26 protein-coding genes, 1 tRNA gene and 2 pseudogenes are annotated in these 26,277 nt (G+C 62.6%); 24 read left to right on the forward strand and 5 right to left on the reverse strand.

Features of this window, described 5'->3' with window-relative positions:
• Window positions 1-284: 284 nt before the first annotated feature.
• On the reverse strand, window positions 285-431 hold the full coding sequence (locus ALC15_RS44095) for a hypothetical protein (protein ID WP_210168582.1): 147 nt from the start codon (window positions 429-431) through the stop codon (window positions 285-287).
• 918 nt (window positions 432-1,349) lie between these two features.
• On the opposite strand from ALC15_RS44095, the gene ALC15_RS07600 reads away from it, so the two are divergent.
• From ALC15_RS07600 to ALC15_RS07695, 20 genes are all read left to right on the forward strand, one after another.
• Window positions 1,350-2,651, forward strand: coding sequence for a hypothetical protein (locus ALC15_RS07600; RefSeq protein WP_050626691.1), 1,302 nt, complete (start codon window positions 1,350-1,352; stop codon window positions 2,649-2,651).
• Between the two features lie 655 nt (window positions 2,652-3,306).
• A complete protein-coding gene (locus ALC15_RS07605; RefSeq protein ID WP_050626692.1) occupies window positions 3,307-3,909 on the forward strand; it encodes a hypothetical protein in 603 nt (200 codons plus the stop codon).
• Entirely contained in the window at window positions 3,899-4,324 is a 426-nt protein-coding gene (locus tag ALC15_RS07610) for a hypothetical protein (protein ID WP_050626693.1), read from the forward strand. The genes ALC15_RS07605 and ALC15_RS07610 overlap by 11 nt, the downstream gene beginning before the upstream one ends.
• A 21-nt stretch (window positions 4,325-4,345) precedes the next feature.
• Complete coding sequence (locus tag ALC15_RS07615; protein WP_128089469.1) at window positions 4,346-4,825, forward strand: hypothetical protein; 480 nt, start codon at window positions 4,346-4,348, stop codon at window positions 4,823-4,825.
• A 193-nt stretch (window positions 4,826-5,018) separates the two neighbouring features.
• Complete coding sequence (locus ALC15_RS07620) at window positions 5,019-5,210, forward strand: hypothetical protein (protein ID WP_128089470.1); 192 nt, start codon at window positions 5,019-5,021, stop codon at window positions 5,208-5,210.
• Window positions 5,211-5,305: 95 nt separating this feature from the next.
• A complete protein-coding gene (locus ALC15_RS07625) occupies window positions 5,306-5,557 on the forward strand; it encodes a hypothetical protein (RefSeq protein WP_050626696.1) in 252 nt (83 codons plus the stop codon).
• A 329-nt stretch (window positions 5,558-5,886) separates the two neighbouring features.
• Window positions 5,887-6,561 carry a hypothetical protein gene (locus tag ALC15_RS07630; RefSeq protein ID WP_050626697.1) on the forward strand — a complete coding sequence of 225 codons (675 nt, stop codon included), beginning with the start codon at window positions 5,887-5,889 and terminating at the stop codon, window positions 6,559-6,561.
• Window positions 6,562-6,681: 120 nt separating this feature from the next.
• Window positions 6,682-6,957 carry a hypothetical protein gene (locus ALC15_RS07635; protein ID WP_050626698.1) on the forward strand — a complete coding sequence of 92 codons (276 nt, stop codon included), beginning with the start codon at window positions 6,682-6,684 and terminating at the stop codon, window positions 6,955-6,957.
• A 58-nt stretch (window positions 6,958-7,015) separates the two neighbouring features.
• Complete coding sequence (locus ALC15_RS07640; RefSeq protein ID WP_128089471.1) at window positions 7,016-7,618, forward strand: DUF6441 family protein; 603 nt, start codon at window positions 7,016-7,018, stop codon at window positions 7,616-7,618.
• Window positions 7,611-8,075 carry a phage pre-tape measure protein gene (locus ALC15_RS07645; protein WP_050626700.1) on the forward strand — a complete coding sequence of 155 codons (465 nt, stop codon included), beginning with the start codon at window positions 7,611-7,613 and terminating at the stop codon, window positions 8,073-8,075. Before ALC15_RS07640 ends, ALC15_RS07645 begins: the two co-directional genes overlap by 8 nt.
• Window positions 8,072-8,263, forward strand: a complete 192-nt coding sequence (locus tag ALC15_RS43200) for a hypothetical protein (protein WP_128089472.1) — start codon at window positions 8,072-8,074, stop codon at window positions 8,261-8,263. The genes ALC15_RS07645 and ALC15_RS43200 overlap by 4 nt, the downstream gene beginning before the upstream one ends.
• Window positions 8,264-8,266: 3 nt before the next feature.
• A complete protein-coding gene (locus tag ALC15_RS07650) occupies window positions 8,267-10,711 on the forward strand; it encodes a hypothetical protein (RefSeq protein ID WP_050626701.1) in 2,445 nt (814 codons plus the stop codon).
• 27 nt (window positions 10,712-10,738) lie between these two features.
• Entirely contained in the window at window positions 10,739-11,053 is a 315-nt protein-coding gene (locus ALC15_RS07655) for a hypothetical protein (RefSeq protein ID WP_050626702.1), read from the forward strand.
• Complete coding sequence (locus ALC15_RS07660; RefSeq protein ID WP_050626703.1) at window positions 11,037-11,231, forward strand: hypothetical protein; 195 nt, start codon at window positions 11,037-11,039, stop codon at window positions 11,229-11,231. The genes ALC15_RS07655 and ALC15_RS07660 overlap by 17 nt, the downstream gene beginning before the upstream one ends.
• 11 nt (window positions 11,232-11,242) lie before the next feature.
• On the forward strand, window positions 11,243-12,796 hold the full coding sequence (locus ALC15_RS07665; RefSeq protein WP_050626704.1) for a hypothetical protein: 1,554 nt from the start codon (window positions 11,243-11,245) through the stop codon (window positions 12,794-12,796).
• A 1,417-nt stretch (window positions 12,797-14,213) separates the two neighbouring features.
• The gene (locus tag ALC15_RS43205) at window positions 14,214-15,029 is read left to right on the forward strand and encodes a hypothetical protein (RefSeq protein ID WP_128089473.1); all 816 of its coding nucleotides are present in this window, start codon (window positions 14,214-14,216) and stop codon (window positions 15,027-15,029) included.
• Window positions 15,022-15,534 carry a hypothetical protein gene (locus tag ALC15_RS07680; protein WP_050626707.1) on the forward strand — a complete coding sequence of 171 codons (513 nt, stop codon included), beginning with the start codon at window positions 15,022-15,024 and terminating at the stop codon, window positions 15,532-15,534. Before ALC15_RS43205 ends, ALC15_RS07680 begins: the two co-directional genes overlap by 8 nt.
• Window positions 15,527-16,105 carry a hypothetical protein gene (locus ALC15_RS07685; RefSeq protein WP_050626708.1) on the forward strand — a complete coding sequence of 193 codons (579 nt, stop codon included), beginning with the start codon at window positions 15,527-15,529 and terminating at the stop codon, window positions 16,103-16,105. Before ALC15_RS07680 ends, ALC15_RS07685 begins: the two co-directional genes overlap by 8 nt.
• 563 nt (window positions 16,106-16,668) lie before the next feature.
• On the forward strand, window positions 16,669-16,965 hold the full coding sequence (locus tag ALC15_RS45130) for a helix-turn-helix transcriptional regulator (RefSeq protein ID WP_200914650.1): 297 nt from the start codon (window positions 16,669-16,671) through the stop codon (window positions 16,963-16,965).
• Window positions 16,962-18,107 carry a tyrosine-type recombinase/integrase gene (locus tag ALC15_RS07695; RefSeq protein ID WP_050626710.1) on the forward strand — a complete coding sequence of 382 codons (1,146 nt, stop codon included), beginning with the start codon at window positions 16,962-16,964 and terminating at the stop codon, window positions 18,105-18,107. The genes ALC15_RS45130 and ALC15_RS07695 overlap by 4 nt, the downstream gene beginning before the upstream one ends.
• 5 nt (window positions 18,108-18,112) lie before the next feature.
• Here the strand turns inward: ALC15_RS07695 and ALC15_RS07700 are convergent.
• Together ALC15_RS07700 and ALC15_RS07705 are read right to left on the reverse strand one after the other, a co-directional pair.
• Window positions 18,113-18,188: transfer RNA gene (locus ALC15_RS07700), tRNA-Ile, on the reverse strand.
• Window positions 18,189-18,299: 111 nt separating this feature from the next.
• Window positions 18,300-19,266, reverse strand: a pseudogene (locus ALC15_RS07705) (Bug family tripartite tricarboxylate transporter substrate binding protein).
• A 119-nt stretch (window positions 19,267-19,385) separates the two neighbouring features.
• Here ALC15_RS07705 and ALC15_RS07710 point away from each other — a divergent pair.
• Window positions 19,386-20,354, forward strand: a complete 969-nt coding sequence (locus tag ALC15_RS07710) for a TAXI family TRAP transporter solute-binding subunit (RefSeq protein ID WP_050626711.1) — start codon at window positions 19,386-19,388, stop codon at window positions 20,352-20,354.
• Between the two features lie 90 nt (window positions 20,355-20,444).
• Here the strand turns inward: ALC15_RS07710 and ALC15_RS07715 are convergent, their stop codons facing one another.
• Window positions 20,445-21,656, reverse strand: a complete 1,212-nt coding sequence (locus ALC15_RS07715; RefSeq protein WP_050626712.1) for an ABC transporter substrate-binding protein — start codon at window positions 21,654-21,656, stop codon at window positions 20,445-20,447.
• 182 nt (window positions 21,657-21,838) lie between these two features.
• On the opposite strand from ALC15_RS07715, the gene ALC15_RS07720 reads away from it, so the two are divergent.
• Window positions 21,839-22,948: a molybdopterin-binding protein gene (locus ALC15_RS07720; protein ID WP_050626713.1), complete on the forward strand. Its 1,110-nt coding sequence runs from the start codon at window positions 21,839-21,841 to the stop codon at window positions 22,946-22,948.
• Window positions 22,949-22,957: 9 nt separating this feature from the next.
• The gene (locus ALC15_RS07725) at window positions 22,958-24,919 is read left to right on the forward strand and encodes a molybdopterin biosynthesis protein (protein WP_050626714.1); all 1,962 of its coding nucleotides are present in this window, start codon (window positions 22,958-22,960) and stop codon (window positions 24,917-24,919) included.
• A 353-nt stretch (window positions 24,920-25,272) separates the two neighbouring features.
• Here ALC15_RS07725 and ALC15_RS07730 read toward each other — a convergent pair whose 3' ends face one another.
• Entirely contained in the window at window positions 25,273-25,584 is a 312-nt protein-coding gene (locus tag ALC15_RS07730) for a hypothetical protein (protein WP_050626715.1), read from the reverse strand.
• A gap of 184 nt (window positions 25,585-25,768) precedes the next feature.
• Here ALC15_RS07730 and mobB point away from each other — a divergent pair.
• Window positions 25,769-26,275: pseudogene (gene mobB, locus ALC15_RS44745) on the forward strand (molybdopterin-guanine dinucleotide biosynthesis protein B); the annotation flags it as partial.
• Between the last annotated feature and the right edge of the window lie 2 nt (window positions 26,276-26,277).

Consider the following 26,277-nt stretch of genomic DNA (forward strand, 5'->3'; position numbering starts at 1 on the left):
TCGTACGGCGCTCAGTGCCTGGCGGGAAAAATGTGCAATTCGCGCGGGAACTACTGGTCGCCGCGGCGATTAATGATCCGTGTTAAGGCACACAATCAACTTCCCAAAGGGCTCCGGCGCAGTTCCCCGGCTGCGCCGGAGCTAACTTTTTCGGCTCGTGGCGGCGCGCGCGCGGGTCTTAGCCGCGCGCCAATTGCCGTACCGGCCAAATTTGATGAACGACTAAGTCGGCGGCATTGCCTCAGGCACCGCCCGGATCGAAGAAGCTAAGGCTTTGGTGCCGGCTAGCGCTGGGTCCGGAGCTGCTGTGTGGCCGGTATCGCGACGTTCTTTGCCGCCCTCGATTCCGCGAACAGGCTGGATGTCACGATCAGCGCAAGTGAGAACACCGCCACCACAGACATGCATGCGAACTGATCGCCAACGCCCATCTCAGCCACTCCGTTTGCTCCGGTCGGTGAACGTGGCGACAACCAGTTCGTTCCTAAATATCGGGAATAATCGGCAATACTCGCGCTCGCTGCGCTACGAGCAATGAGGGGCCGGTAAGATATCATTGGTGGGCCCGGCAGGCCTGATCCAATGTAGCGAAAACAAAGACTTATCGCGACTTGAGACGCTGGCAAGTTTCAATAAATGCCAATGTTTGTCTCAACCTCGTGTCTCAGGTGGTGGAGTTCGCAAGCTCGTCACCGTGCCGGTGCATGAGGTTCAGACCTACATCCTGAATGGTTGGCGGCTTGTGGATGAACCCCACTGTTCCGGTGCGAGAATGGTTCCGCCAGAGCACTTTATGGGAGACGATCCGCCTCCCGATCCTCCACAAATGCGAAGCCCCCCCATCCGGCAAGATGAGAGGGCAAATTCGCAAAAGAAGGCTGATGTTGAGCAGCAGCAAGCTAGTAAAAAAAGCGGCCTGCTGCAAGCGGGGAATGCCCGACAATGAGAGCTTCCCACAATCGATCGCTGCGCGCGCGGGTTTCTCTGCGGACTGCTTGGAACGCCGCCAGTAGCATTGAGCGCCGCCGCTTTGTTGCCGAGCTGCTGGTGGAGCTTTTGCCAGGAGCGGCGGCGGCGCTGCGACCGCCAGCGCCCGTCAGATCGCGTCCAGCCGACGATGCAACGTTGAGCGAATTTCTTTGTCGCTGCATCGTCAAGAGTCCTGGGGACCGCGTTCAGTCCTCGGTGTTGTACGATGCCTACCGGCGCATGAGCTTGTCTCGCGATCGAGAGCCGATATCTCACAAGGCTTTTTCAACTTGGCTGAGCGAGCGGGGTTTTGCTAAGCGACAAAGCAGCGTGATCTGGTTCCTCGGCATCAAGCTCATCGCGGCGGCGGATTGTGCCCCATGTTAGACAACAGTCCTCGCACCCAATTACGGATACTGCGCCAAGCTCGATCCAGACACCTTCGCGAAGCCACGAATGCGCTTGACGCGCGCCAAGCAAGCTTGGCGCGGCTAGCGACGATCGATGCCGAGATCGAGAGCTACGAACTGGACGAGCGGTCTCGAAATCGTCGCCGGCGTATTGCCAACAAGAAGTTGGCCAACTCGATCTATCGAGATGGCGCGCCTCGTGACGAGCCCGCTCACGGTGAAATCATTCGGCGCTATGCATGGAGCCAGAAGCCGCGCAACGCGCCGCTGCGGCGCGGATCGCGGTCGCTTGTGGCGCTGCTCCGGCTCTGCGAGCTCGAGCGGTTGTGGAGCGTTCGCTACGGAGGCACCCTTCCGAACGACGACGCGGGCGCGGATGACCTCTGGATCGCCGCTCAGCTGATCAGCAGACGGCAAGGCGATATCCCGACAAAGGTTGTCGCCTGGGCACGAGTCTGGGCGCCGTGGTGCTCAGCCGGCGAAGCCGCCGCGCTTGCCGCGCACGTCGTGAGCCATCCCTACAAGTTCACCGCCGACGTACTCGCGGAGAAGGTCGGGTTGATCTACGCCGAGCGTCAGGCGCTCGGTATCAAGACCATCGGCTCGACGGACGTAAACTCGGCCGACCGCGAGCGCCTTCGCAGGCAGCGGTCCAGAGCCAATGAGCAACGGAAGCGCCGCGCCGACGGCGCAGTGCCGCGCGATCTGTACGAAGAAAACTCCAATGAGAGCCTGCGTCCGTGGGAAGACGACGGCGTCAGTCGCGCCACCTGGTACCGCCGACGCCGGGCGGCGAGGGTTGACGAGGGTTTTCGAGGGTTTACCGAGGGTCAAAAGGGCGGCGACGAGGGTTTTGCGACGGTTTCTGGCGTCGATGGGAGCTTGCAGAGTCCCAATGGGAGCTTGAACGCCGAATCGGGTGGCGAACGCGCGGGAAAACGAGCATGCGAGATGCTTGAGATAAGTGAGCGGTCAGCAGGCTTCGAAGAAGCCGGGGCGTGGCGGACACCAGTCTCAAGCGGTGGTTTGGCTGCGGTCGTTCCGGGCATGGCATTCGCTCTGGGTGACCCTATCGCGCTGCCATGTCCTCACTCCCTACGCCAAACCACCGCGCCGGTGCCGGTGGAATCGCGCGGCATAAGCGTTCCTCAAAAAATCGCACCGAATGGGCGGCCAGGTTTGAGCAGGCTATCGAGTGAAGGACGCGCTTTGCCCGACGGCGAGGTCAGAGGATGGAGCAACTGCTCTGTCTCTGCGGCGATTTTTTTGTAGCTCGACGACGGTCTGCAGCTTTTTGTAGTGATGATTGCGGTCAACTCGCTAGGGAGCGCGCATCGTGACGGTCGTGGATGACGGGCTGCTGTGGCTTTCTCCGGCACATCGAGTTCAGCGCCGAAAAAGATGTAAGGAATAGGACCGGAATGAGAAGATGTACCGACCTGTTACAGCAGCTTTTTAGGAATGTTCGATCGGAGCGGCATCGCTAACCGCTCTTCGACCTCGGGGCCTCGCAATCCGGGGATGTCCAGCAAATCGAGAGGACGATTATGTTGGAGCGAATGAATGAAACCGCTGCAGGATGCGTTCTCGCCAGAGGTGATGGCGGAGTTGGCAAGACCTGTGCAGACCTTCGATCCGCGCGCGTCAGAAGTGGCCGATGGCATGCAAGCGAAATGGTATCGGGCCTACTTTTTACGGGGTCCTTCCTGGGCTCGAACTGTATGCGGAGCCGCAGAGCGTGTGAGTTCGCTAGCAAGGCATGATTCGAAAAAGGGTGAACATGGTGCGTACGGTGAACAAGTGAACAGGTGAACTGGTGAACGGCAGGACTATCTGCAGCAAGGCCGAGTATGCAAGACGCAAGGGGCGCGCCCGCTCGTCTGTTGCGAAGTGGATCAGTCTCGGCAAGATCAGCAGGGCTGCCCTAGTGGACGACGGCGACGGTGAGAAGATCTGGATCGAGCGGGCGGACGCGGATCTGCTGGGATCGCTCGATCCGTCGCAGCAGGTGAGCCAGCTATTGCCGATCCTGCCAACGCCGGCAGACCGCACCACGACGACCGGCGGCGGCGTGCCGAGCGTCAGCGCCGAGCTTCCGCCCAGGTCAAAGCGAATTACTGCGCCGGTTGGCAACGAGGCTCAGTCTGATCGCGAACGCGACCTGGCGCGGCGCGCCAAGGCGGATGCCGATCGCGCCGAGTTCGACGCTGAGGCTGCGCGGCGCAAGCTGTCGGTCGATGAAGGGCGGTGGGTCGATGCCGCGGAGGTCTCGCGAGTTTACACCCGCGAGCTCGCGACGCTCCTGGCCGATATCGAGGCGTTCCACGGATCGACATTGGCGCGCGGCATCGCCAACGAGTTTGGGCTCGAGTTCACAGCGGTTGCCGCATTTGTTCGGCAGCGGTGGCGCGAATTCCGGGGTGTCGTCAGCGAAGACGCGAGAGCTCGACGCCTCGAGGTTGAAAATGAAGGGGCAGAGCCGCAACCCCACGAATACCAATTTGCTAAGGAGATCGTCGATGATGACTGAAAGCGCGCTCTTGGCGTTTGCAGAGGTTGTGGCGAAGTTCAAGAACATTACTGCGCGGATGAAGAAGCTTGGCGTGATCGGCTCCGATGCGTTCCAGCGTGAATTTTCCGAGGGCTTACGCGAAGGCCAGGACGCTGGTCAGGCCCGCGCCGAGGCAACCTCCGAAGAGAACGATCACCTGCAGGTGGTCAAAGTCCTGCAAACGGCCAGCCGTTTCCTCGACCTGGCAATCGCCGATATGGAGGCGGGGAAATTCGTGCCGCCGAAATGGCAGGCCGAGTTCGCTGATAAGCACGGGCAGGATTGGCAGGGATTCGTTGCGGATCTTCGGCGCGACTGGCGCGCCTTCGAGGATGCGCGGCAGCGCTACGTGCAGAGTGAAGGCGACGAAGCAGCAGCGGCGACGCTGCACTGAAGGGGAACGGGAAAAGCTCCCATGGTGATGCGCGCCGCTGCTGGACCTGGTAAGGCGATGCCATGCCGCGAGGACCTCGAGCAGCAACTGCTCATGAGCGGCTGGCCGATCGCGCACGAATACGTCGCGCTGGTCAGGCGTGTGACGGAGAGCCCAAGGCGCACCGTCGGGGCAGCGTTCGGTTTGACGAAAAGTCGCGGCGGGGAGCCGCCGTCCAGAGCCGCCGCACGCCGTGAGCGCGACACCGCGATCCTCGAGCTCGTGAACGCGCTTGGACACGCCGCGAGCGGTTCCTATGAGCTCGCTGTGAAGGTTCGGGATGTGCACGTGGCGCTGCGGCGGTACGAGGCGGCCGGCTATCGGCACGACCTTCGCAGCAAGGGGCCGAATCTCAGTGATCGCGTGCGATGCGCAATGTTCGCCGTCGTGAACTCGGGAGCACCGATGCCGGGGCCCCGCCAGCTTTACAAAATCATGGCTAAGACGCTGGAGAAGCGATGAAAAGCTGTGCACTTCAAACGAGATTTTGAAGTGCACAGGTCCAGATGTAGATCATCCGAAGTCATTTCCACGGGCCTCCTTTCACCGAGGGGATGATCAGGAAACTGGGCGCTGGCGGGCTGATCACCGCCAGCGCCGCCCCCTCCGCACACGGAGACGAACCTTGTTTCGAACAATGCCGATGCCAGGTTGCGTGATCGTCGAGGTCAGGTCGACGCACATCGAACTGTCTCCGCGCGCCAGCATGGCGCTCGCCGAGAAACTATTGCGCAGCGGCGCCAAAGCGATGGTGTTGGAGGAAATGCTGGGCGAGGCCGCGGTTGCGCCGGCGCCGGCGTCGCGTCGAGGGCCTGCTGTTACTACGCGAAAGGCTGGCAAGAAATGAAAAACCCTCTCCCAACTGCCTTTTCATACTTGGCCCGCACTCGTCGGCGGTCAGCCCAGCCCAGTCAGTCGAAGACGAGCGGCGCCTCCGGCTACATGAAGCGCGCGGCACAACCTGCGGCCAAGACGAAGAAGGAGACGCGCGCGGAGAAGCGGAAGTTGATCGAGGCCATCAGCGGCAGAAGCGCATTTGCTCACCTGGCGCATTCCACGGCTGGGGACGGCCGTGCAACCGCCTCGGCAATTCTCGCCGCCGGTGAGCTTGCTCGCGCTGGCGGTCCGAAGCTGCCCAAGCCGACCGGGCTGGCTGCGCAAATCCTCGCCGCCGGCGCGAAAGCGCGATCCTGAGAAAAGCCGATGGGCGACGCGATCGATCAAGGCATGACCGACGCCGAGACCCGCGAGCTTCGCAGGCAGCGAGCGCATAGGCAACTGGATTTCATTTCGCCTGGCGCGCCACATGGCAGAGATCCAGCTGAGCAGCTTTGTCGACGTTGTCAAACTCCGCGCCGCTGCATCATGACGGGGTGTTCCGATGCCGCATAGACTGCGGGGTCCTTCCTCAACAAAGCTGGATGCGGAGCGGCAGAGCGCTTGGGTTCTCCAGTCAGGTTGAGTTTTTGAAGCCTTAAGTTAAGCCTTAACAGGGCGGCTTAAAAGCACGGAGGTTGTCTACAATGCCATCATCGAACGTCATCGCGCAGCGCCTGGCTGCGCTCGAGGCCGAGGCCGCCGAGCTGCGCAAATTGCTCGCTGGCGATGCGACGATCGCGCAAGTCGCTCAACAGCAGCACCATGATCCCGAGGTGAGGATTACCGAGATCGCCGAGCCGCTGGCCCCGCTTCCGTCGACCAAGCAACTGGAGACACTCTACGGCATCGTGCTGCACCACAATCCGCAGCTCAAGCCGCAGCGTCGTTGGATGCCGCGCGATATCGAGCTTGATTATCAGGATGCCGACTTTGCCGAATTTACAGCGGCATTCACCGCGCTGGCGATGATGCGCCGCATCCCGCGGCCGGACACCAAGCGTGCGCCGAGCTATTGGCTCGATATCCTCGCCGAGCGCCTGCGACAAGCCGGGCGACCAGGGGACCTGACGACTTCGGCGCTCGTTGCGGCAGCATTGGCGCATGGTGACATCGCATATCGCCCCCTGGACGACTTTCCGTATGGCATCGAACTCGGCCTTTCGATCGGCGGCCAGGGACACCCCTATAACGGAGCTTGGCGGCAGATCCTGACAACGCGAGCGCTCGACAGGGCGATGATGATCGAGACGCGCGCCCGCAGGCCGGAGGTCGCGCAGATCAACATCATCGGTGGAAATCACGCGGTTGGGCTTGGTTGAAGACTTCTCTTGATGTCCGGAAGAGCGACCCGATTTGCGGTTTCCAGTTCCGGCGCGCGGCCTTTGCTCGCTGGTACGTCGGGACTTGTTCTCCCTGAAAATCCGGCGAGGATTTTTCTCTTGGTGCAGAACGTCGGAGTTGCTCCGCTTACCGTCGGCTTCTGCGATGACATCATTGCCGGAGCCGGCATCAGTCTGGATGGCGCGAGCCAGGCAGGTGGTCAAGGTGGTGCGATGATCTGGAGCAAATCTTGGCGACATCTGAAGTCGGTGGATGATCTATTCGATGGAGGTGCCTGGTATCTCGCGGGCTTTGTTCCCCCCGGCGAGATCTATGCGGTTTCGGTGTCAGGGTCCGCGATCGCCTTTCTTGAAGGCGTGCTGGCGGCCCCGTAACAGAGAAAAGCTTCTCATGCGCATTCGATATGAAGTGGGGCCCGACTACCGCAAGCTGATGGACGTCGAGGCGCGCAAGCTTGCGCGTGCTGCGACTGCCGCTGTGACCGAGGTTGCGGCGTCGATCAAGTCCGAAGGCCAGCGCGAGCTCGCGGGCTTCTCGAAGCGCTTCAGCAACGCCATGTACGCGAAAGTCTATCCTGGCCATGGCGACAGCCTTCGCCCGGCGGCCGTGGTCGGATTGAAGGTCAAATATGCCAGCGTCTTCGAGGAGGGCGCCACGATCGGCGGCAAGCCGCTGATGTGGCTGCCTCTCGATGGTGCACCGCTTGGCCGCGGCGGCAAGCGCATGGGGCCGGGCGAGTTCGTTAAAAATGTCGGCGTTCTGTACTCGATCAACCATCCGGGAAAGGCTCCGCTCCTGGCGGCCGTCGTGCGCGAAACCGACGCGCGAGCCCAAAAGAGTCCGTCGCTGAGGCTGCTCAAGCGCGGTCGCAACCCGGGCGGCCGCGGCCGCGGGACGGTTCGCTTGATTCCGATGTTCGTCGGCGTTCCAGCCGTCACGGATCCTCAGCGATACAACATCACTCGCATCATTCAGCGGAATGCCGACCAGCTGGCCGAAATTTACGAGCAAAAATGGAGTTCAATCAATGAATAGCGTTGTCGACATCACGGCCATTGCACCAAGCAAGATCGCGGTCCCGGTTGGTGATGATGCGCTTGTCGAAGTCCGTGGCCTCTCGATGCACCGCGTCGCGGATTTCATTGCGAAGTATCCCACACTGCTCACCTTCTTGGATAAGAGCGGCAGCGTGCCCGATCCGATAGCGATCCTGAATTCCATTCCCGATGCTGCCATTGAGATCATGGCCGCCGGCGTCGGGAAGGACGGGGATAGTGAAATCGCGAGCGCGATCGGTGGATGGGAGCTGCCGCAGCAGACTGACCTCCTGACTGGCGTCCTGAGTCGAACATTCAGTGGGACCGCCGGCCCTTTCGTCCAAGCGCTGCTCGCCGCCGCAGCGCGCGGCGCAAAGGGCGCGGCTTCCCAGCAACACAGTCCGAGCGCACCCGAGGGCTCAGCGTCGATCTCGCAAGAGTCGCCGAGTTCTTGATCCGCGAGGGGCGCCACCCGCCAGTGGATGTTTGGTCATATACGCCGGCGCAGGCCTACGCATATGCGCAGCTGACCATGACGGCGCTAAAGCAACGGAAGGCCGATCTTCTCAGCATCATGGCTCTGGCGGCCCGCGGCGAGGTCAAGAAGGTTGGGAAAATCATTGCCGAATTGTCGAAGGAATAGAGCATGGCCGACATCAAGCAACGCATTTCACTCGATGGCGCCGACGAAGTCGCCGGCAAGCTGCGGAAGATCGGTGACACCGGCCAGGACGCCTTCAAGAAATTAAAGGAATACACCGGCGGTACGGGATTCGGCAGCGATGCCCACGCCGAGGCCATCGAGGGCGCGCGGGAGGCAGGAGAGAAGTTAAAGGAGACCCTGCACACCCTGCACCCGATCGCGGAATCGGCCGGAATTGAGCTCGGCAATTTCGCCACGTTCGCCCGGCTGGCAGGGGCCGGCCTCGTGCCATTCGGCGCAGCGCTCGCCGGCAGTGTGCTGGTCAGCCTTGGGAAGATCGGCGAGCAATCGCAGAAGACTCAATCGCGCTTAAAAGCACTTGGCGCAGGCGAAGGCGGTTTTGAGGATCTCGCCAAGCAGGCTAAGGCGCTCGGAACCAGCACCGAGACGATCGGTCCCAGCATGGAAAGACTTCTGCAGTACAGGCAGAAGCAGTTGGGGCAGGAGAAGTTGCGCTATGGGCCTGCGGCAAACATTCCGTCACAAAAGGACTTGACCGGAGCGTTCAACGCACTGTTCGCCGAGGGCAGGCGTGATCTATCGTCGGGCGACGAGATCGCGAAAAACGTCGATCAATTCTTGACTGATGTGACTGGAAACAACTCAATTTCCGCTGGCGCTGTCGACCGTCTGCATTCCGTGCTGCCTCATGCCGCTGATCTCGTCGCGAAATCGGTTTCCGATTCATTCAATCCGCTCCAGCGCTTCGGTAATGCACCGGATCTGTCGGCATATCTCGCGAGGACGAACAGCCAGCTTCCACTCGTCGACCGCTTTTCGGGGAACGTCTTCGGCCAGATCGCAAAACAGGCCCCGCGGGCGCTCGACGACGCGGCCGCGGCTCGCGGTGTCATGGAAGCCTTCGAAGGCCTGGAGGCGTCAGCGAAACGTCTCGGTGAGGCGATGGGTGGCGACAGCCTCGGTCTGACCGGACTGATCGATAAACTCGCGCATTCCATCGATGGTGCTGCGGAGCATTTTGACCAGATCGTCCATCCGCGCGACTACGAGCCAGGCGGCGGCAAATTCATTGGACCGGTGAGCCCGGCCGAACGCGCCGAACACAACAAGCCTGACGTCCTCGATCTCGGGAAAACCTTGCTGACCGGCGAGTCCGACAAGAGATTCGATGACAGCAATGCCATGCGGGTGATGAAGTTCCTGCATGACGGGCCGCAGGCGCTTCGAAAAACGCCGATCGAGGCGCTGCAGGACATGAGAGATGCCGCAGGCCGGCCGGATGCGATCTACCAACAGCAGAAGCCATTTCTGGGAGAGACGAATAGGGGAGCGGCCGTTCCCGTTGAATCTCCTCCACCGGCAGTAGTACCACCATCAACGGTCCCCGGCTTTTTCGATCCGAATCCAGCCTACGGTTGGCCCGTCGCTCCGCCGCAACCGACACCGCCGGATCATGAGCAGCCGATCGCACCCTCTCAAAGGTTGCAGCCAACGGAGCATTCCGACGCCGGATCGAACGCGCTCGCCTCGCTCGGCCAGGTCTTCCAGCAAGCCAGCGCCGACGCCTCACAGACCAGCCAGGCGCAGACTGGCGTTCTACAGCAGATTCTGACTGCCATCGCTGCCCTGGTGAACAAGATCAATCCGCCAAACACGCGTGTCGATGGCGACGTCGACACGATCGGCGTCCGCGGCGCAAGCGGCGGATATGTTGCGCTGGATACCGGTGGCCATGTGCGCGGTCCTGGTACGTCGACCAGCGATTCCATCGACGCGAAGCTGTCCGACGGCGAATATGTTGTGAAGGCCTCGACCGTCAAGAAGATGGGCGTCGACTGGATGGATCGGCTGAATTCCGGAAAGTTTGCCGATGGCGGCGAAGTGACCCGGACGATCGCGTCCAATGAGCATGAAATCCTCTACGATCCGTCCACAGGCGGTGCTTATGTCGATGGCGTGTTGCGGTTGCCTGGCGATCCCCTTCTGAATGATCCGATCATCAGGCAGGGAATTGCGCAGTCTATGGCGGCGATGAACCAAAAATCTCCGGTCAAGAGACACAAGAGCGATTTCATTGGCCGCTTCGGCTACGATCCGGACACGGACGATGGCAGCGGATATGCCGAAGGCGGCCTCGTTGGCATGATCGCTGGTTTTGCCGGCGGCGGACACGTCGATTACGGCTCGGTGCTGGATCATGAATCACCGATGAGAAGCGGGTCATCGATCCTGTCGGGCGCGGCCAAAGACCTGGGGCCCGGTTCCGGCAAAGCCGAATCGCTGCATCCCGTGACGATCAACCTGCACAACGGCGAGTCTATCGAGGGATTGAGAGCTACGCCCGATGGAGTGCTCGACCTATTGCACAAGGCCGCTATATCTCGATCGTTCAAACGAACTGGCGACGCCCCGTCGTGGTATAAATAATGGACCGCGATCGGGAGGAATTCTCAAATGTCAGTTGTAAGTCTCGCTGATTACCAGAAAGAGAAGGACCGCGAAGGGAAATTCGACGGGCCCATGTGCATCACGTTATGCAGCCCCGAATTCGTTGCGGCGGGAGTGCGCGAACATCTCACAATTCGCTGGACCGTCAATAACGGTGACGTCTTCGGCGCGCTGGAGTCCGTGAGGTCTGCGGGCGGAATTGGCCTCGTCCGCGACGGTCGTTACGTGTTTATTCCATGGCCTTGTGCAGCTGTCATTATCCACTCGCCGGATGATGATGTGTACGGCTTTAAGGAGGTTGGCGATGACGACGACGCCTGACGCGGATGATGCCATCGATGCTATCTTTGAAGTCGAGCGAGCGCGGCTCGGCATTTCCGCCGATGAGCCTCTCACGATCGAGATGACCCCGGAAATGCTCGCCCGCTTTGAAGCGCGAGAAGCAGTACTTCGGGCGGAGGGCAAACCATCCGCCTGGATCGAGATAATCGAAGTATAGCTTTTTGCCCAATGACCAATGCTCCAGATACTCGCAAGACGCACGTCATTCGCATTCTTGGCACGAACAAGAAGGGTGATGTGCTTCCGCACATCTGGGCTGATGTCGAGCGCATCGACATAGCGAAGGGCAAGACGCAGACGGCGAAGGGATGGCGCCAAGGCTACCAGGATAAACTGCTGTGGCAGGACGACCCTGCAGCCGACGATTACGAACCGGACGGCAATCCGGCGCGCAAGACGGAGATCGTCAAGGTCTGCGACCCGACCGCCGGCAACGTGAATGACCCCGAAGAATGGATACCGATCCCGGTCATCAAGAGTATGAAAAGCCGCCTGACCGGCGGCGCCGATGCCGACGCGACTTCGGATAACATCGGGCACGTTGGACACTACACCAGCGTGTCCGAGAACCAGGCTCGGATCGTCGAAGCGCGGCGGATCTATCACTACGACACCAACATTGACGATGCGGCATCGGCCGCGTTCGACGGCGATCCGTCGCTCAAGGCCTACGTTGTGCCTGGTGATCGATATACGCGGGATGACTCGAGCAAAGACGAGTCGCAATATGTCGAGCACGAGATCGTCACCTATCTGAAGGGCAGCGGAAATCAGGGTGACGTTTCGGCCCGCCGCAATCAGGTGAAGCTGCTCAATCAATATCTGATCGACGAAAGTGCGCCGGCAAAGTTCGATGTGGTCGGCTCGACCGGGATCAATCCGCCATATCGGCTCGACCCACGGCAGAACATCATCAACGTCAAGTTCACGACGCTCTATATCGTCGTGACGCTCAGCGCGGGCAATCAATCATTCTCGTCCGGTCCCTACGGCCCGTCGCCGGGTATCGGATCGCCATCGATTTCTGCTGACGTAGTCCAAGGAAAGGGTGCCAAACTTCTGGATACCTATGCGCCGCCTGATTTCAACAACAGCACCGATGGTCCGGGGCAGTGCATGGTCTGGTTCAATGACTATTCTGATGGCAGCGTGAGTGCGGTACAGGCTTACGAGGATGGACCTTATCACGGTTATGGTCTGACGACGTGCGTTGACGGCGTTTGCAACACGGTGGGCATTCCAGTCGAAGACGATACTGCACCCATTGACTTCGGGAAAAGTATCGTGGTCGCCACTCAGTATCTGATGAGAGTGCCGACCGGCGAAGATGCCGTCACTGTCGACATTGGCGGACTGATAGCGGATACCGACACGGGTCCGAACCATCCATCCAACAATCAGGTGACCACGAACGGTTTCGGTCTGATCCAAATTTCGGTGTTTTCAAGAGCGCGCGGCAAGATCACAAAGCTCGATCAACTTTGGGACATTCACCAGGACGGCGAGCAGCGCCCTACGCCGGACGACAGTGTCTCGCTCGGCATCACGGAGAGCACCCAAGGCCGGTTCAAAGTCAGGATCGAGCTGGACAGCAATAAGGACCACGCGCAGACCGACAACTGGGGCAACCAGTTTCAGCCATTCAAGGTGACGCTCGATCCCGGTCCCGGTGCTGACCAGATACCGGAACAGCCACCTCCGAGGCTCCCGCCGCCGCCATGATCAACCGCCAGGATGGATGGCGATTCGGCTATTCGTCTTGCCAATCGATTACCATGCGGCCGCCGAAGAAAGCGATAGCGGCGGCAGCCCTGTTATAATCGCAAGTGGCGTGCGCTAGCGGCCTTAGAAAGTGCATTCCGCAACCAGATTCTGCGGCTAGCATCGTCAAGCTGATGCCGTCCTCTCGAGCTCGGCAGCGGATCTGGTCGTGGATATCTGCCAAGTTGAACCTCTTGGTTTTTCGGAGGCCGAGCCTGAAGGCGGTGGCTAGAATGCTGCTAAGCGAATGATCAAATGCCCGGGCTAGATCGGCACGCCCGGAGGTAGAGAATATTTGGCGAAGCAGTCTGATCTCGCTCTGCTTCCACGGTGTTGCCTCTCTGTGAAAGCCCTGGCAGCCCAATCTGGTCCTTCGCGTTTGAAGAGCTGCGGGTGTTCGGTTTTTGAATAGCTTCGCGAGCTTTTTTACTGGCAGAGATGCGTTCTTTCGGAGGCGCCGATCCTCGTTCTTTGTCCATTTTTGCCGGTGGACAATTGCACCAAGCTGATGGCGTCGTTGCTTGATTGCAGCGTCGCTGCGAACGAGCAACAATCGAGCAGCGCCTTTGATGGAGTTCGTCCTAACGATTTCATCCTCGTGAGGCTTCCACCTTTTTTGGTCGCTCGCTGGAGGACATGTCGGCTTAACGATGCGTCGCCTATGCTTTATGGCCGGCACGGTTCTCCAAGGCAGCAGCGCTTCGGCGCCCTTGATCGAGTTCGTTCTGACGATCTCGTCTTCTGCCGCCGACCATTCAATCGCGCTTGGCATCCTCTGCGTGGCTCCTTTGATGACGAGACACCGGTGAGCGTGGGGAGCCTGCAGCAATCCGAGCGAAATGGAAAAGGGGGCAATTAGCGTCCATCCCCGACAATAACAGGCGCGCGAAAGCCGCCCCGGAGGGGGGCTTGCATGGCGCCATCAAATCAGGTGAAAATGTCCGCGGAGCTTCAGAACTCCCGATGCGGTCCCTTGCCGGGGAATATGCGCATCATTCCGCGATAGGCGGGCCAAGAGCCTTGCCGGGCTTCCTTGTCCGCCGAAATTATGACGCGCCCATTTGCCGTGGGCGGCGACCGGCTCACTATGCCGGGAGTGCCGCGGCTATGCAATACCCTTCGGGGAAAGGCCATGGCGCACGTTCTCGCGGACGTGTTCTGAAACTCCCGGTGCCAGCCTGCCGCTGGCGCCCGGCCTTCAGAAGCCGGTTTAAACCGCGAGTATCCACCTATGTCACTTGAAAGGCCCATGTTTCCGCCTCGCGCGGTGCGACGACGCACTTCCACACGCACCATCACGCCGGCTGCCATTGCCGCCGTCCAAGCACCCGTCCCTGGCCGGCACGAGCCCCTAGGCGCGGCGCCCGCCATCCCGGCCATGGCGTCCATCCTGACCGCGCCAGCCCCACAGGCGGCCGCCGCTGCTGGGCCAGTCGCGCTCTATCTACCGACAGGCGTCTCCCCCGAAGAGTTGTTCCAGGCGATGGGGCGGCTCCGCAAAGAGGCTCAGGACGAGATCGATCGTCTGCTCGCTTTCCTGGATCAGCTCGACGGCGATCCCGATCTGGAACCGAACGGCGACGACGAGCCCGAGCTCGGCAGCGTCGGCGGGCGCCGGCAGCTCGACCAATCCACCTGGGCAGCCGGCCAGGACGGTGAGCCGTCGCTCGGGTCCATCGAGTGCCATCCGGCCGCCCCGGAAGGCGACTATTGGCCGGATCGGAGGCGCGATGGCGATGGGTCGCAGGTCGCATGGTCCGATAGCGTCACGCATGACAGCGAAGACGAACACGACGGGCGTGAGCCGGACGTCGACGACGAACTGAGCGGCGACGAGAACGAGCCGTCCCTCGGCAGCTTTGACCGACTTGCAAATCAGGATCACGCATACCGACAGACGGCCTCATGGCGCCACGCGAACTACGACACTGAAGTGCAGGCCGATGTTTCCGCCCCGCGCGGAGCAACCACGAATACACGGCTCTCAAGTCCTCATCGCCGACGTGTGGCCGAGACCACCGCGGCGTCCCGCAAGAAAACGAGCGAGCAGCCGTTTTACGGCGCTCGATGCCCGTCCTATCCCAATTGCGGCGGTGGATGCGGTCTCGGCTGCACCCATGAAATCGAGGCGGCTAATGCTTTGGCAGCGCCGTCCGTTGGGTCATCTCGCGCCAGGGGAGACACCAATGCATGACAACGTCATCGCATTCCCTGCGCAGGCTGAGGGGCGCGCGCCGGCAACGGCGACCAAGCAGACGATCGGTGCGTCGATCGCTCGCCTCGGCGCTCTTGCGGGCCGCCCTAGCGAGCTAGATCCCGTCTTCGCGGCGATCGATGCCTTCCGCCAGGCCAAGGCGGCCTTTGAGCAGGTGACCGCCGACGCCGAGGCGGCCCTCGAGAACGGGGTCTGCGTCAACGCCGAGCGCTGGGACGCCCAGGACCGTTTCCATGATGAAGTGTTCTGGCCCAGCCTGCTCGATTTAATCTCGACGCCGCCGGCTACGTTGCTCGGTCTGGCGGCGCTTCTGGCCTTTGTCCGGGAATCCGGCGGCGTGCTCGATTTCATCGGCGACAATGATGAGAACCTCGCCCTCTTTGATCGCGCGATCGAGCGCTCGGTGTGCGCGCTCGCCGGTCTGCCGGCGCCGCCGGCACCCAGCATTCACCTGCAAGGCCAAGGAGGAGGCGAGCATGCATGACAACGTCATCGCATTCCCCGCGCAGGCTGAGGGGCGCGCGCCGGCAACGGCGACCAAGCAGACGATCGGTGCGTCGATCGCTCGCCTCGTGTCGCCCGATCGGAAGCGTCGGGGCGAGTACATCATGCGGCGGGTCGACGAAGCTGCCCACCTGGACGCGCTGGCCGGCGGTGTCTCCTCCAACATCGGGCTGAACGAGGATCTCCGCGAGCGCCGCAAAGACGCATGGCGGCGCGCAGGCGCAAAAGTTCGATTCCTCCGCGCAAAGTTGGACATGAATGACGCGGCCGGCGCCGCCCATCAAGGACTAGCGTTTGCTGCGGATACTCCCGTCTTGGACGTGGTCGATCGTCTCGCTCTCGTTGAAGACTGGCGCCGGGCCGTGCTCGAGCAGCTCCTGACGCCCGCGCCGACAGCGGCAGATCTGGATTGGAAACGTCGCCGGGCCGCGGCGCTTAATCCCTACGATTGGGTCAGCGCGACGCCAAAGCAGGTTGAGAAAGCGCTTGCTGAGGACGAGACGTTCCTTCGGTCATTTCCGGCGCGGCACTGCCGTCGTCGGCCGAAGTGAACCTATACCCCCCTGGGGGGGCTGCGCCTCACGTTGCGTAGCCCCCTTTTTGTTGCGAGGGTTTGGGAGCTTCGCCGGAGGCTTTTTCCACAGGGGGAAGGGGGGGGCGGGCAAGCGTGTGGCGCGCGAACTTGCACAAAGTCGCCAAATCATCAATATTGCGGGCTTCCGAGCGGAGTCGCTAACCGCTTCCTGACGATCGGTCACGACCGGTCGCGCCAACAAATCGAGAGGACGATATGTTGGAGCGAAGGAATGAAACCGCTACCGATGAGGGATTGCTCTCGCACCGCGCCGAGCTTCCGCCGCAACTCGCCTAACATCCAAATCGATCCGACCGCCATCGGGCCGGACACTCCTTTGCGGCTCAAGGTGGCCGCACAGCTCGCTTACCCTGACGGGTCAATGACCGTCAGCGGCCTTCGCGTTGAGATCCGGCGTGGCCGGCTTGAGTGCGAGAAAACAGCGAACAAAACCTACGTGACATTGGCTGGTATCGAACGCATGAGGGAAAAGTGCCTCATGGATCGACGGGCTCGCTCATCTATTGAGGAGGGCTGCGCATGACCAGCGGCGCCGCGCGGCGCGATAGCGAAGAGACAAGGATCATAAATCTGAGCGCCTCGGCGAGAGCAATAACCCTTCCAAGGCTTGCACTGCGTCGCGACGAGGCCGCTACCGCGTTCTCAATCTCTCCAACGCTGTTCGATCAGTGGATCGAGCGGGGCTTTATGCCGAAAGGGCGTAAGATCGGCGGTGTTGTTCTATGGGACACAGATGAACTTCGGCAAGCTTGGTGCGACTTGCGCGATGCAGATGGGTCACCGAAACAAAATCCGTTTGACGGTGTGGTCGCATGATCAAGACACGCCTGAGATATTGCGTCTTCGATCCGGACCCAAACGGAAATGTTCGGTACTATGTCCGAAAGCCAGGGCAGCCGAAAATCAGGATACGCGAGATCTTCGAGGATGAGACAGGCACTATCACGGATGCGTTCATGGCTGCATATCGCAGGGCGCTCGCCGATATCGAAAGCGGCGCGCGTGCGATGCCGGGCTTGCCCCGCGAGAGGACGTTCTACTGGCTCGTTGACCAGTACTATCGATCTGACGAGTTCAAACATTTCGATATCCTGACCCAGAACGACAAGCGTGGCGTGCTGAATCGTTTTTGCAAGACTGCCGGCGACCTACCTTATGATGCCTACCGCACCGAGGATGTCGAGCGCAGCAGAGACAAGCGCCGCGAAAAGCCAGGCGCCGCCGACAAGCTGGTGAAATATCTGCGCTCATTGTTCAAGTGGGCAGTCCGCAAAAAGCTCGCCAAGATCAATCCGGCAGTCGGCGTCGAGAAGATCAACGAAACCGTGGGTTGGCACACGTGGACCAATGCGGAAGTGGCGGCGTTCCGGGACCACCACAAGATAGGCACGAAAGCTCGGCTCGCGCTCGAGATCATGCTCAATATCGGAGCGCGTCGCTCAGACGCATGCCGCATCGGTCGTCAGCACGAAGTCGATGGATACCTGGAGTTTGTCGCATGGAAGGGCCGCAAGCGGGTCAAGACACGCAAGACGATCGTCGCGAGATTTACAGCGGAGTTGAAGCTTGCGTTGGCTTCGACTCCAACGGGAGATCTAACCTATCTGGTCAACGAGCTTGGCCGTCCGTTCACGATTGCCGGCTTCGGCAACAAGATGCGCGAGTGGTGTGATGCTGCGGGCCTTCCTCTGTGCAGTGCTCACGGCTTGCGTAAGGCCAGCGCCGTCGCGATGGCAGAGAGCGGAGCCGGCGCGCCGGAGCTCTGCGCGCTGTTCGGCTGGTCAAAGCTGGAAACCGCCGAAATCTACATTCGAGAAGCGAACAAGCGCGTGATGGTGGACAATGCCTTCACGCGTCTTGATGAGCATAGGAAGCGGAAAAGTGTCTCACCCAAAGGGCCAAATACCGGAGATGAGACAAAACGGGGAAATAACAATGTCAAATCAACGCGCGAATAGCTGCATGGTGGGCCCGGCAGGACTCGAACCTGCAACCAGACCGTTATGAGCGGCCGGCTCTAACCATTGAGCTACAGGCCCCGCCGCCTTGCGGGCCGCGGGGGCGGCCGGCAACGGTGCGGGCTCCGTTTACAGGGTGCATAGGGTTTCGGCAATGCCGTCCCCGATCCGCCCATGGTGGCCGTCGACGCCTCAGTCCACCGAGACGCCGGCGAACTCCACGACCTTGCGCCATTTCTCGGTCTCGTCGGCTACCAGTTTGCCGAATTCCGCCGGGGTCATCGGTTTCGGGATGCCGCCGACCTCGGCGAGCCGCGCCACGAGCTTGGGGTCCTTCAGGGCCTCGCCGACCGCCTTGTTGAGCGTGTCGACAATCTCCGGCGGCGTGCCCTTCGGCGCCGAGATGCCGTAGAAGCCGACCGCCTCGAACCCCGGCACGGTTTCGGCGATCGCGGGCACATCGGGCACGCCGGGCCAGCGCTGCGGCGAGGTCACGCCGAGGGCGCGGACGCTGCCGCCGCGCGACTGCTCGAGCGCCGACGGCAGATTGTCGAAGATCAGCTGCACCTTGTTGGAGATGATGTCAGGGAAGGCGATCGCCGATCCCCGGTAGCACGTGCTGCATGTCGCACTTGGTCATCGCCTTGAACAGCTCGGCCGACATGTGCACCGAGGTGCCGTTGCCGGACGAGGCGTAGGCGATCTTGCCCGGGTTGGCCTTGCAGTAGTCGATGAACTCCTGAACGGTCTTCACCGGCATCGCGTTCGAGACCACCAGCATGTTGGTGAGCTGCATGATGCTGGCGACCGGGGTGGTGTCGCGCAGGAAGTCGTAGGGCAGCTTCTTGTAGAGCGAGGTCGAGATCGCGTTATTGGGCGCGACGAACGATAGCGTGTAGCCGTCCGCCTGCGAGTTGATCGCCGCGGCGGCTGCGATGTTGCCGCCGGAGCCGGCGCGGTTCTCGACCACGAATTGCTGGCCGAAATGATCCGACAGCCACTGGCTCATGATGCGGGCGACGATGTCGACCGGGCCGCCGGCGGCAAAGCCGATCAGCCAGCGCACCGGCCGGTTCGGATAGTCGGACGCGGACGAAGGGGCGACCGAGGCAATGCAACAAATCAAACCAAGCAACGCAGCACGCGCGAACCGGAACATCGTCTCTCCCGTCATTTTCTTGTGACTGTTGCCGTCATGGTTTCACAAAACGCTCGCTTTGCCTACGACCTCGCCCGTGCGACGATAGTCGGGCTCACGTGCAATGCTTGAGGCTCGGGATGAAATTCGCTGTTATGATTTGCGCCGGCGCGCTGCTGCTCGCGGGTGGCGCGGCGGCGCAAGAGGGGGGCAAGACCATTTCCAAAACCACGATCAGTTTCGCCACGGCGACGCCCGGCGGCGGCTTTCCGCTCTATGGTAATGCGCTTGCCGAGGTCATGAACGCAGCCGACCCGACGCTGTCGATCGAGCCACGCAACACCAAGGGCTCCAACGAGAACATTCCGCTGCTCGAGGCCGGCAGCGTCGACATCGCGACCGTTGCGGGCGAGCCGTCCTATGAGGCCTTCATGGGCATCGGCCGGCCGAAGGCCACGAAGCTGAAGATTCTCACCGCGATGTATTCGAGCCCGGGCATGTTCGTGGTGCGCGCCGACAGTCCCTACAAGACGATCCAGGACCTGGTCGGCCAGTCCGTCGCATTCGGCGCCAAGGGCTCCGGCCTGCCGATCCTGTCGCGCTATATCCTCGACGGCATCGGGCTGAAGCAGGACGAGGATTTCAAGTCGATCTATCTCGATCGCGCCGGCGACGGACCCGCGATGGTCGAGGATGGCCGCGCCGCGGCGCTGTGGGGCGCCGGCATCGGCTGGCCCGGCTTCACCAAGATGGCCGAGAGCGCGACCGGCGCGCGCTTCATCGCCCCGACCGCGGACGAGATTGCGCGCATCCGGGCCAAGCACACTTTCCTGAAGCCGCTGACGATTCCCGCCGGCAGCTATCCGAAGCAGACGACGGCGATTTCCTCGGTCGGCTCCTGGAGTTACATCCTGGTGCGCGAGAGCCTGCCCGAGGATGTCGCCTACCGGCTGGCGAAGACGCTGCATGGCGTCGAGGCCGATTTCTGCAAGAAGCTCGCCCAGGCTTGCGAGACCACGGCTGCGAACACCGTCGCCGCCGCGCCCGATATCAGTTTGATCCACCCCGGCGTGCTCAGATATTTCCGCGAGATCGGGGTGGCGAAGTGACCTTTGCGTAGACGCGCCATCGCGCCTACGTCCAAAGGTCATTCCGGGGCGATGCATTAGCACCCGCGCCCCGAAACAACTCCTGCGCAGTTACTTCTTCACCATCGAACATGCCGGGTCCGGTGGTCCGAACGCATCCTCGCCCGAGATCTTGGCCAGGATCTTGTAGTAGTCCCACGGATACTTCGACTCGGCCGGCGTCTTGACCTGGACCAGCCAGAGATCGTGCACCATCAGGTTGTCCTCGCGCAGCTTGCCGTTGCGGGAGAAGAAGTCCTCGACCGGCTTCTCGCGCATCTTGGCCGCGACCTTGAGCGGATCGTCGGTGCCGCTGTCCTTGATCGCGTTCAGATAGGCGGTCACCGAGGAGTAGACGCCGGCCTGCCACATCGTCGGCATCCGGTTCATCTTGGCGAAGTAGCGCTTCGACCACTCCCGGGTCTTGTCGTCCATGTCCCAGTAGAACGAGGTGGTCAGCAACAGGCCCTGCGCGGCCGACAGCCCGATCGAGTGCACGTCGGTGATCAAGGCCAGCAGCGCGGCCATCTGCTGCCCGCCGGCGAAGACACCGAACTCGGCGGCGGTCTTGATCTCGTTGGTGTTGTTCGGCGGTCCGCCGGCAATGCCGATGATCTTCGCCTTCGAGGCCTGCGCCTGCAGGATGAAGGACGACAAATCGGGCGTCGCAAACGGCGGCCGCACCGCGCCGAGCACCTTGCCGCCGTTCTTGGTCACGATCGCCGAGGCGTCCTTCTCCAGCGAATGGCCGAACGCATAGTCGTCGGTGATGAAGAACCAGCTGTCGCCGCCGCGCTTCACCACCTCCTGCGCGGTGCCGACTGCGAGCGCGCGGGTGTCGAACACCCACTGCATCGCGTAGGGCGAGCAGAACTTGCCATGGAAATCGGTCGCGCCGGTCGAGTGCGTGATGAACAGCTTCTTCTTCTCGTTGGCGATGTTCTGCACCGCGAGACCGACCGCCGAGACCGGCACGTCGACGATGAGGTCGACCTGATCGACGTCATACCAGCGCCGCGCGATGGTCGCGCCAATGTCGGGCTTGAGCTGGTGATCGCCGACGATCACCGTAACAGGCTTGCCGAGCACCTTGCCGCCGAAATCGTCGACCGCCATCTGCGCGGCGGTGACCGAGCCCTGTCCGGTCGGCGTCGAAGCCGGGCCGTTCATATCGGTCAGCACGCCGATCTTTACGATGTCGTCGGATACCTGCGCCGAGACGGTCGAGGAGGCCAGCAGCGCGGCTGCGAGCGTCCCGAACATGGCTAGTCCTTTCGCGTTCATTCTGTCTCCCTCCTGATCTGGCGCATTGGCCATTATGGTTGTGCCGGATCTCTGGAACCCGGTGATATTGGTTTCTTTTGCAACTATTTCGGGGGCCACGTCAACGCGCCATCGGTCTAATGGCGGTGCCCGGCACGGCCCGAGCCGGTTTCTTTCGGGGCCGATTCAGTCCATAGCGGGCCATGGTCACCGCCCAGCGCCTCCCGGCTTCGCTCACCCCGCTCGATGCGGCGCTGGCCGCCATGCTGCGCGAGCTCGCCCCCGTCGAGCCGATCGAGCTGCCGCCGGGCGAGGCCCTGCGCTGCATTGCGGCCGAGATGCCGGCCTTGCGCACCTATCCGCCGCACGATGTCGCTATCTGCGACGGCTGGGCGATGCGTGCCCATGACCTGGTCGGTGCGTCCTCCTATGCGCCGCTGCCTCTGGCCGAACGCCCGGTCTGGGTGGCAGCCGGCGCGGCGATGCCTGATGGCACCGATTGCGTGGTCGATGCCGACGCGGTCGACATGTCCGGTCCGCTTGCGCAGGTGCTCGCCGAAGCGGTCCCGGGGCAGGGCGTCCGTCGCGCCGGCAGCGACATTGCTATCGGCCGTGTGGTGATGCCGGCGGGAGAGCCGCTGCTGCCGCGCGACCTCCTGCTCGCGCGGGCCGCCGGGCTGGAACTGCTGCACGTCCGGCGGCCGCGGCTTCGCATTGTCAACATCTGCAACGGTGGGCTGTCCGCGCAGCTAATCGCAGACACGGCGCAGCTTGCGGGCGCTGAGATTGTCTGCATCGAGGCAGCGCCGGATATGGCGGCGATTGCTGGCGCACTCGATGCGGATGGCTGCGATCTGATCGTCACGATCGGGGGCACCGGTGTCGGTCATACCGATGCGACGGTGAATGCGCTGGCATCGCGCGGCACGCTGATCGCATACGGCATCGCCCTGCAACCAGGTCGCACTGCGGCGGTTGGTCGGATCGATGCAACGCCGGTCATAGCCCTGCCGGGCGCGCCGGATCAGGCTTTCGCGGCCTGGTGGGCGATTGCGCGTCCGGTGCTCGATCGTCTGTCGGGCCGGCGGCCGCGCAAAACGCTGGCGCTGCCACTGGAACGCAAGATCGCTTCCGGCGTCGGCATTGCCGAGGTCGTGCTGCTGACGCGTCAGCAGAGTTCCTGGTCCGTGCTTGCGATCGCCGATCTGTCGCTCGACGCCATCGCGCGGGCCGAAGGCCTGCTGATCGTGCCCGGCGGTACGGAGGGCTTCGCTGCGGGCACGGTGGTCGATGTCTATATGTTGCGGGAGTGAGTTCCCGAGATGACCCGCATTTTCACGCCGAAAGCCAACCCGTCCGTCGAGCAGGACCAGTTCCTGACCATCCTGTCGCGCGAGGAGGCGATCGCGCGCTTCGAGGCGGCGCTGTTTCCGCGTCAATTGCCGTCCGAGACGCGGCTGCTCGCCGATGCGCTCGGCCGTGCGCTGGCCGAGGACGTGGTGGCGCCGATCGACGTGCCGCCGTTCGATCGCTCCAATGTCGACGGCTTTGCCGTGCGCTCGGCCGATCTTGCACGAGCAAGCGAGGGTGCGCCGGTGCAACTCGCGCTGACCGACGAGACCATCGCCTGCGGCATCGCGCCGACCCGGCCGGTGCTCCCGGGCACCGCGACCGCGATCGCGACCGGCGGCCCGGTGCCGCGCGGTGCGGATGCGATCGTGATGGTCGAGCACACCCAACCCGCCGGCCAAGGGGACGGCAACGGCGCGATCGAGGTCCGGCGCGCGGCGTCGCCCGGGCAGTTCGTGTCCTATGCCGGCTCCGACATCGCGCGCGGCGAGGCGCTGCTGCGTGCGGGAACGATCATCGGCTCGCGCGAGATCGGCATGCTCGCGGCCTGCGGCATCGCCGAGGTCCTGGTGACGCGCCGCCCGCGCGTTGCGATCCTGTCGACCGGCGACGAACTGGTGCAGCCGGGCGAGGCGCTGCGGTCAGCCGCGATCTACGACACCAATGGCGCGATCGTCACGGCGGCGATTGCCGAGAACGGTGGTGACGCGGCGTTCCTCGGCGCAATCGCCGACAATGAGGCGATGCTGGACGCCGCGATGCGCAAGGCGCTGGCGGACAGCGACATGCTAGTGCTGTCGGGCGGCACCTCCAAGGGCGCAGGCGACGTCTCGCACCGGATCATCGGAAGGCTCGGCAAGCCCGGGATCATCGCGCATGGCGTGGCGCTGAAGCCGGGCAAGCCGCTGTGCCTTGCGGTCTGCGACGGCAAGCCGGTGGTGATCCTGCCGGGGTTTCCGACCTCGGCGATGTTCACCTTCCACGACATGATCGTGCCGGTGCTGCGGCGAATGGCCGGCTTGCCGCCGCGCTCCGATGCCAAGGTCGCGGCGAAGGTGCCGGTGCGCATCGCCTCCGAGCTCGGGCGTACCGAGTTCGTGATGGTGTCGCTGGTCGAAGGCGCCGACGGCCTGATCGCCTATCCGAGCGGCAAGGGCTCGGGCGCGATCACCTCGTTCGCGCAGGCCGACGGTTTCCTGAAGATCGAGGCGCTGGCCGATCAGCTGCCGGCCGGCGGCGAGGCAGAGGTGACGCTGTTCACGCCGCATGTGCGGGTGCCGGATCTCGTCATTGTCGGCAGCCACTGCACCGGGCTCGATCTCGTCACCGCGCCGCTGGCGCATGCCGGGCTCGTGGTGCGTTCGATCGCGGTCGGCAGCCTGGGCGGGCTCGCGGCCGCCAAGCGCGGCGAATGCGATCTCGCCCCGATCCATCTGTTCGACGACAAGACCGAGACCTACAACACGCCGTATCTCACTGAGGGCCTCGAGCTCGTGCCGGGCTGGCGGCGCATGCAGGGCATCGTGTTCCGCAAGGACGATACGCGTTTTGTCGGCTTGAGCGCCGAGCAGGCGGTGCGCGCAGCGCTCGCCGATCCCGCCTGCATTATGGTCAACCGCAATCAGGGCGCCGGCACCCGCATCCTGATCGACCGCTTGCTCGCAGGCCATCGGCCCGACGGCTACTGGAATCAGCCGCGCTCGCATAATGCGGTCGCGGCCGCGGTGGCGCAGCATCGCGCCGACTGGGGCATGACGATCGCGCCGGTCGCGAACGCCTCCGGCCTCGGCTTCATTCCGCTTGCCGAGGAGCATTATGACTTCGCACTGGTGACGGCGCGCAAGCAACGGCCCGCAGTGCAGGCCTTTCTCGAAGCGCTGGCGTCGCAGGAGGGCCGCACTGCGCTGACGGCGGCGGGGTTCAGGCCGGCGTAGACGGTCGTCGTTGGTGCGAGCATGTGTATGGCTCGCGATTGCCACAATCACCCTGTCGTCCCTGCGAAAGCAGGGACCCATACGCCGCGGCGGATGCTGTTGTCGGGACTCGTCGTTCCAACCTCGTTCAGCAACGACCATTTGTGGTTATGGGTCCCTGCTTTCGCAGGGACGACGATGAGGATGGTTCTCGATTCAAGATGTCAAACAACGCGCTGTCATCACCCGCGAAAGCGGGTGATCCAGTATTCCGGAGGCAGCAGTACTTGAGCCGAGAGGTTGCAGCGTGCTGGACCGCCCGGTCGAGCCGGGCGATGACAGATGTGGGTGGGGACGCAGCTTCGCGATCCAGCTCAGTGCCGCAAGGCGGTCTCCACGAACTCCATCACGGAGCGTGGGACCTCATCGTATTCGACGATACGCCGCCGAAGCTCGTCGGCAATATCGGTCGTCACGTCGCGGGACCATCCCTCGTTGGTGTTGAAGGCCACGATGCGGACCGGATGGCTGTACTGGTCATCCAGCAGACGCCGGATCAGCGTCTTCCGGTCGGCGCCTTCTTGGTCGGTTTCGCACCAGGCACGGCCAAGCCGGCCGAAATCGTTCAGCACCAGATAGGTGTCGTGGTCGACTTGATGCGGCACGATCGAAGGCGAGCGGGGCATAGGTGGTCTCCGATGATGCAATTTATCGCGTTCCGGCCGCCCCGCGCAGTGGAAACTTCGAGGTATATCCGTTGGACCGATCGGCCCTGCGTGACCCGGCCAAATCCCGCCGGCAAGGCTGGCATGACATTGCTTCAGCGCTGATATAAGCAGCATTGGACGCTAGATGGCTTCGGAGACGCGGATGAAAGTGATTGGCCTCGCGGGGTGGAGCGGTGCCGGAAAGACCACCCTGCTGTCGCGGGTAATCCCCTTTCTGCTGGGCCGGGCCCTGCGCGTCTCCGTGATCAAGCACGCCCATCACGAATTCGATGTCGACGTGCCCGGCAAGGACTCCTGGGTGCACCGGCAGGCCGGCGCGACCGAGGTGCTGGTGTCCTCGACCCGGCGCTGGGCGCTGATGCATGAGCTGCGCGGCGCCAACGAGCCGCGGCTGCCGGAATTGCTCGCCAAGATGGCCCCCGTCGACCTGGTGGTGGTCGAGGGATTCAAGCGCGAGCCGGTCAGCAAGATCGAGGTGTATCGCGCCGCCAACGGCAAGCCGCTGCTGTTCCCGGACGATCCGCGCGTGGTCGGGATCGCCAGTGACGTCGCGGTCGAAACCACGCTGCCGGTCGCGCACCTCGACGACATCGAGGACGTGGCCGAATTGATGCTGCGTTCGGCAATTTCGGTCGACGAAGTACTTGCGTC

The organism is Bradyrhizobium viridifuturi (assembly GCF_001238275.1).
GTDB classification, from domain to species: Bacteria; Pseudomonadota; Alphaproteobacteria; order Rhizobiales; family Xanthobacteraceae; genus Bradyrhizobium; species Bradyrhizobium viridifuturi.

Coding starts and splice junctions, on each gene's coding strand:
- ALC15_RS44095 (WP_210168582.1), bottom strand. CDS start 431: ATGGGCGTTGGCGATCAGTTCGCATGCATGTCTGTGGTGGCGGTGTTC.
- ALC15_RS07600 (WP_050626691.1), top strand. CDS start 1,350: ATGTTAGACAACAGTCCTCGCACCCAATTACGGATACTGCGCCAAGCT.
- ALC15_RS07610 (WP_050626693.1), top strand. CDS start 3,899: ATGATGACTGAAAGCGCGCTCTTGGCGTTTGCAGAGGTTGTGGCGAAG.
- ALC15_RS07615 (WP_128089469.1), top strand. CDS start 4,346: ATGGTGATGCGCGCCGCTGCTGGACCTGGTAAGGCGATGCCATGCCGC.
- ALC15_RS07625 (WP_050626696.1), top strand. CDS start 5,306: ATGAAGCGCGCGGCACAACCTGCGGCCAAGACGAAGAAGGAGACGCGC.
- ALC15_RS07630 (WP_050626697.1), top strand. CDS start 5,887: ATGCCATCATCGAACGTCATCGCGCAGCGCCTGGCTGCGCTCGAGGCC.
- ALC15_RS07640 (WP_128089471.1), top strand. CDS start 7,016: ATGGACGTCGAGGCGCGCAAGCTTGCGCGTGCTGCGACTGCCGCTGTG.
- ALC15_RS07645 (WP_050626700.1), top strand. CDS start 7,611: ATGAATAGCGTTGTCGACATCACGGCCATTGCACCAAGCAAGATCGCG.
- ALC15_RS07650 (WP_050626701.1), top strand. CDS start 8,267: ATGGCCGACATCAAGCAACGCATTTCACTCGATGGCGCCGACGAAGTC.
- ALC15_RS07655 (WP_050626702.1), top strand. CDS start 10,739: ATGTCAGTTGTAAGTCTCGCTGATTACCAGAAAGAGAAGGACCGCGAA.
- ALC15_RS07660 (WP_050626703.1), top strand. CDS start 11,037: ATGACGACGACGCCTGACGCGGATGATGCCATCGATGCTATCTTTGAA.
- ALC15_RS07665 (WP_050626704.1), top strand. CDS start 11,243: ATGACCAATGCTCCAGATACTCGCAAGACGCACGTCATTCGCATTCTT.
- ALC15_RS43205 (WP_128089473.1), top strand. CDS start 14,214: ATGGCGTCCATCCTGACCGCGCCAGCCCCACAGGCGGCCGCCGCTGCT.
- ALC15_RS07680 (WP_050626707.1), top strand. CDS start 15,022: ATGCATGACAACGTCATCGCATTCCCTGCGCAGGCTGAGGGGCGCGCG.
- ALC15_RS07685 (WP_050626708.1), top strand. CDS start 15,527: ATGCATGACAACGTCATCGCATTCCCCGCGCAGGCTGAGGGGCGCGCG.
- ALC15_RS45130 (WP_200914650.1), top strand. CDS start 16,669: ATGACCAGCGGCGCCGCGCGGCGCGATAGCGAAGAGACAAGGATCATA.
- ALC15_RS07695 (WP_050626710.1), top strand. CDS start 16,962: ATGATCAAGACACGCCTGAGATATTGCGTCTTCGATCCGGACCCAAAC.
- ALC15_RS07710 (WP_050626711.1), top strand. CDS start 19,386: ATGAAATTCGCTGTTATGATTTGCGCCGGCGCGCTGCTGCTCGCGGGT.
- ALC15_RS07715 (WP_050626712.1), bottom strand. CDS start 21,656: ATGAACGCGAAAGGACTAGCCATGTTCGGGACGCTCGCAGCCGCGCTG.
- ALC15_RS07720 (WP_050626713.1), top strand. CDS start 21,839: ATGGTCACCGCCCAGCGCCTCCCGGCTTCGCTCACCCCGCTCGATGCG.
- ALC15_RS07725 (WP_050626714.1), top strand. CDS start 22,958: ATGACCCGCATTTTCACGCCGAAAGCCAACCCGTCCGTCGAGCAGGAC.
- ALC15_RS07730 (WP_050626715.1), bottom strand. CDS start 25,584: ATGCCCCGCTCGCCTTCGATCGTGCCGCATCAAGTCGACCACGACACC.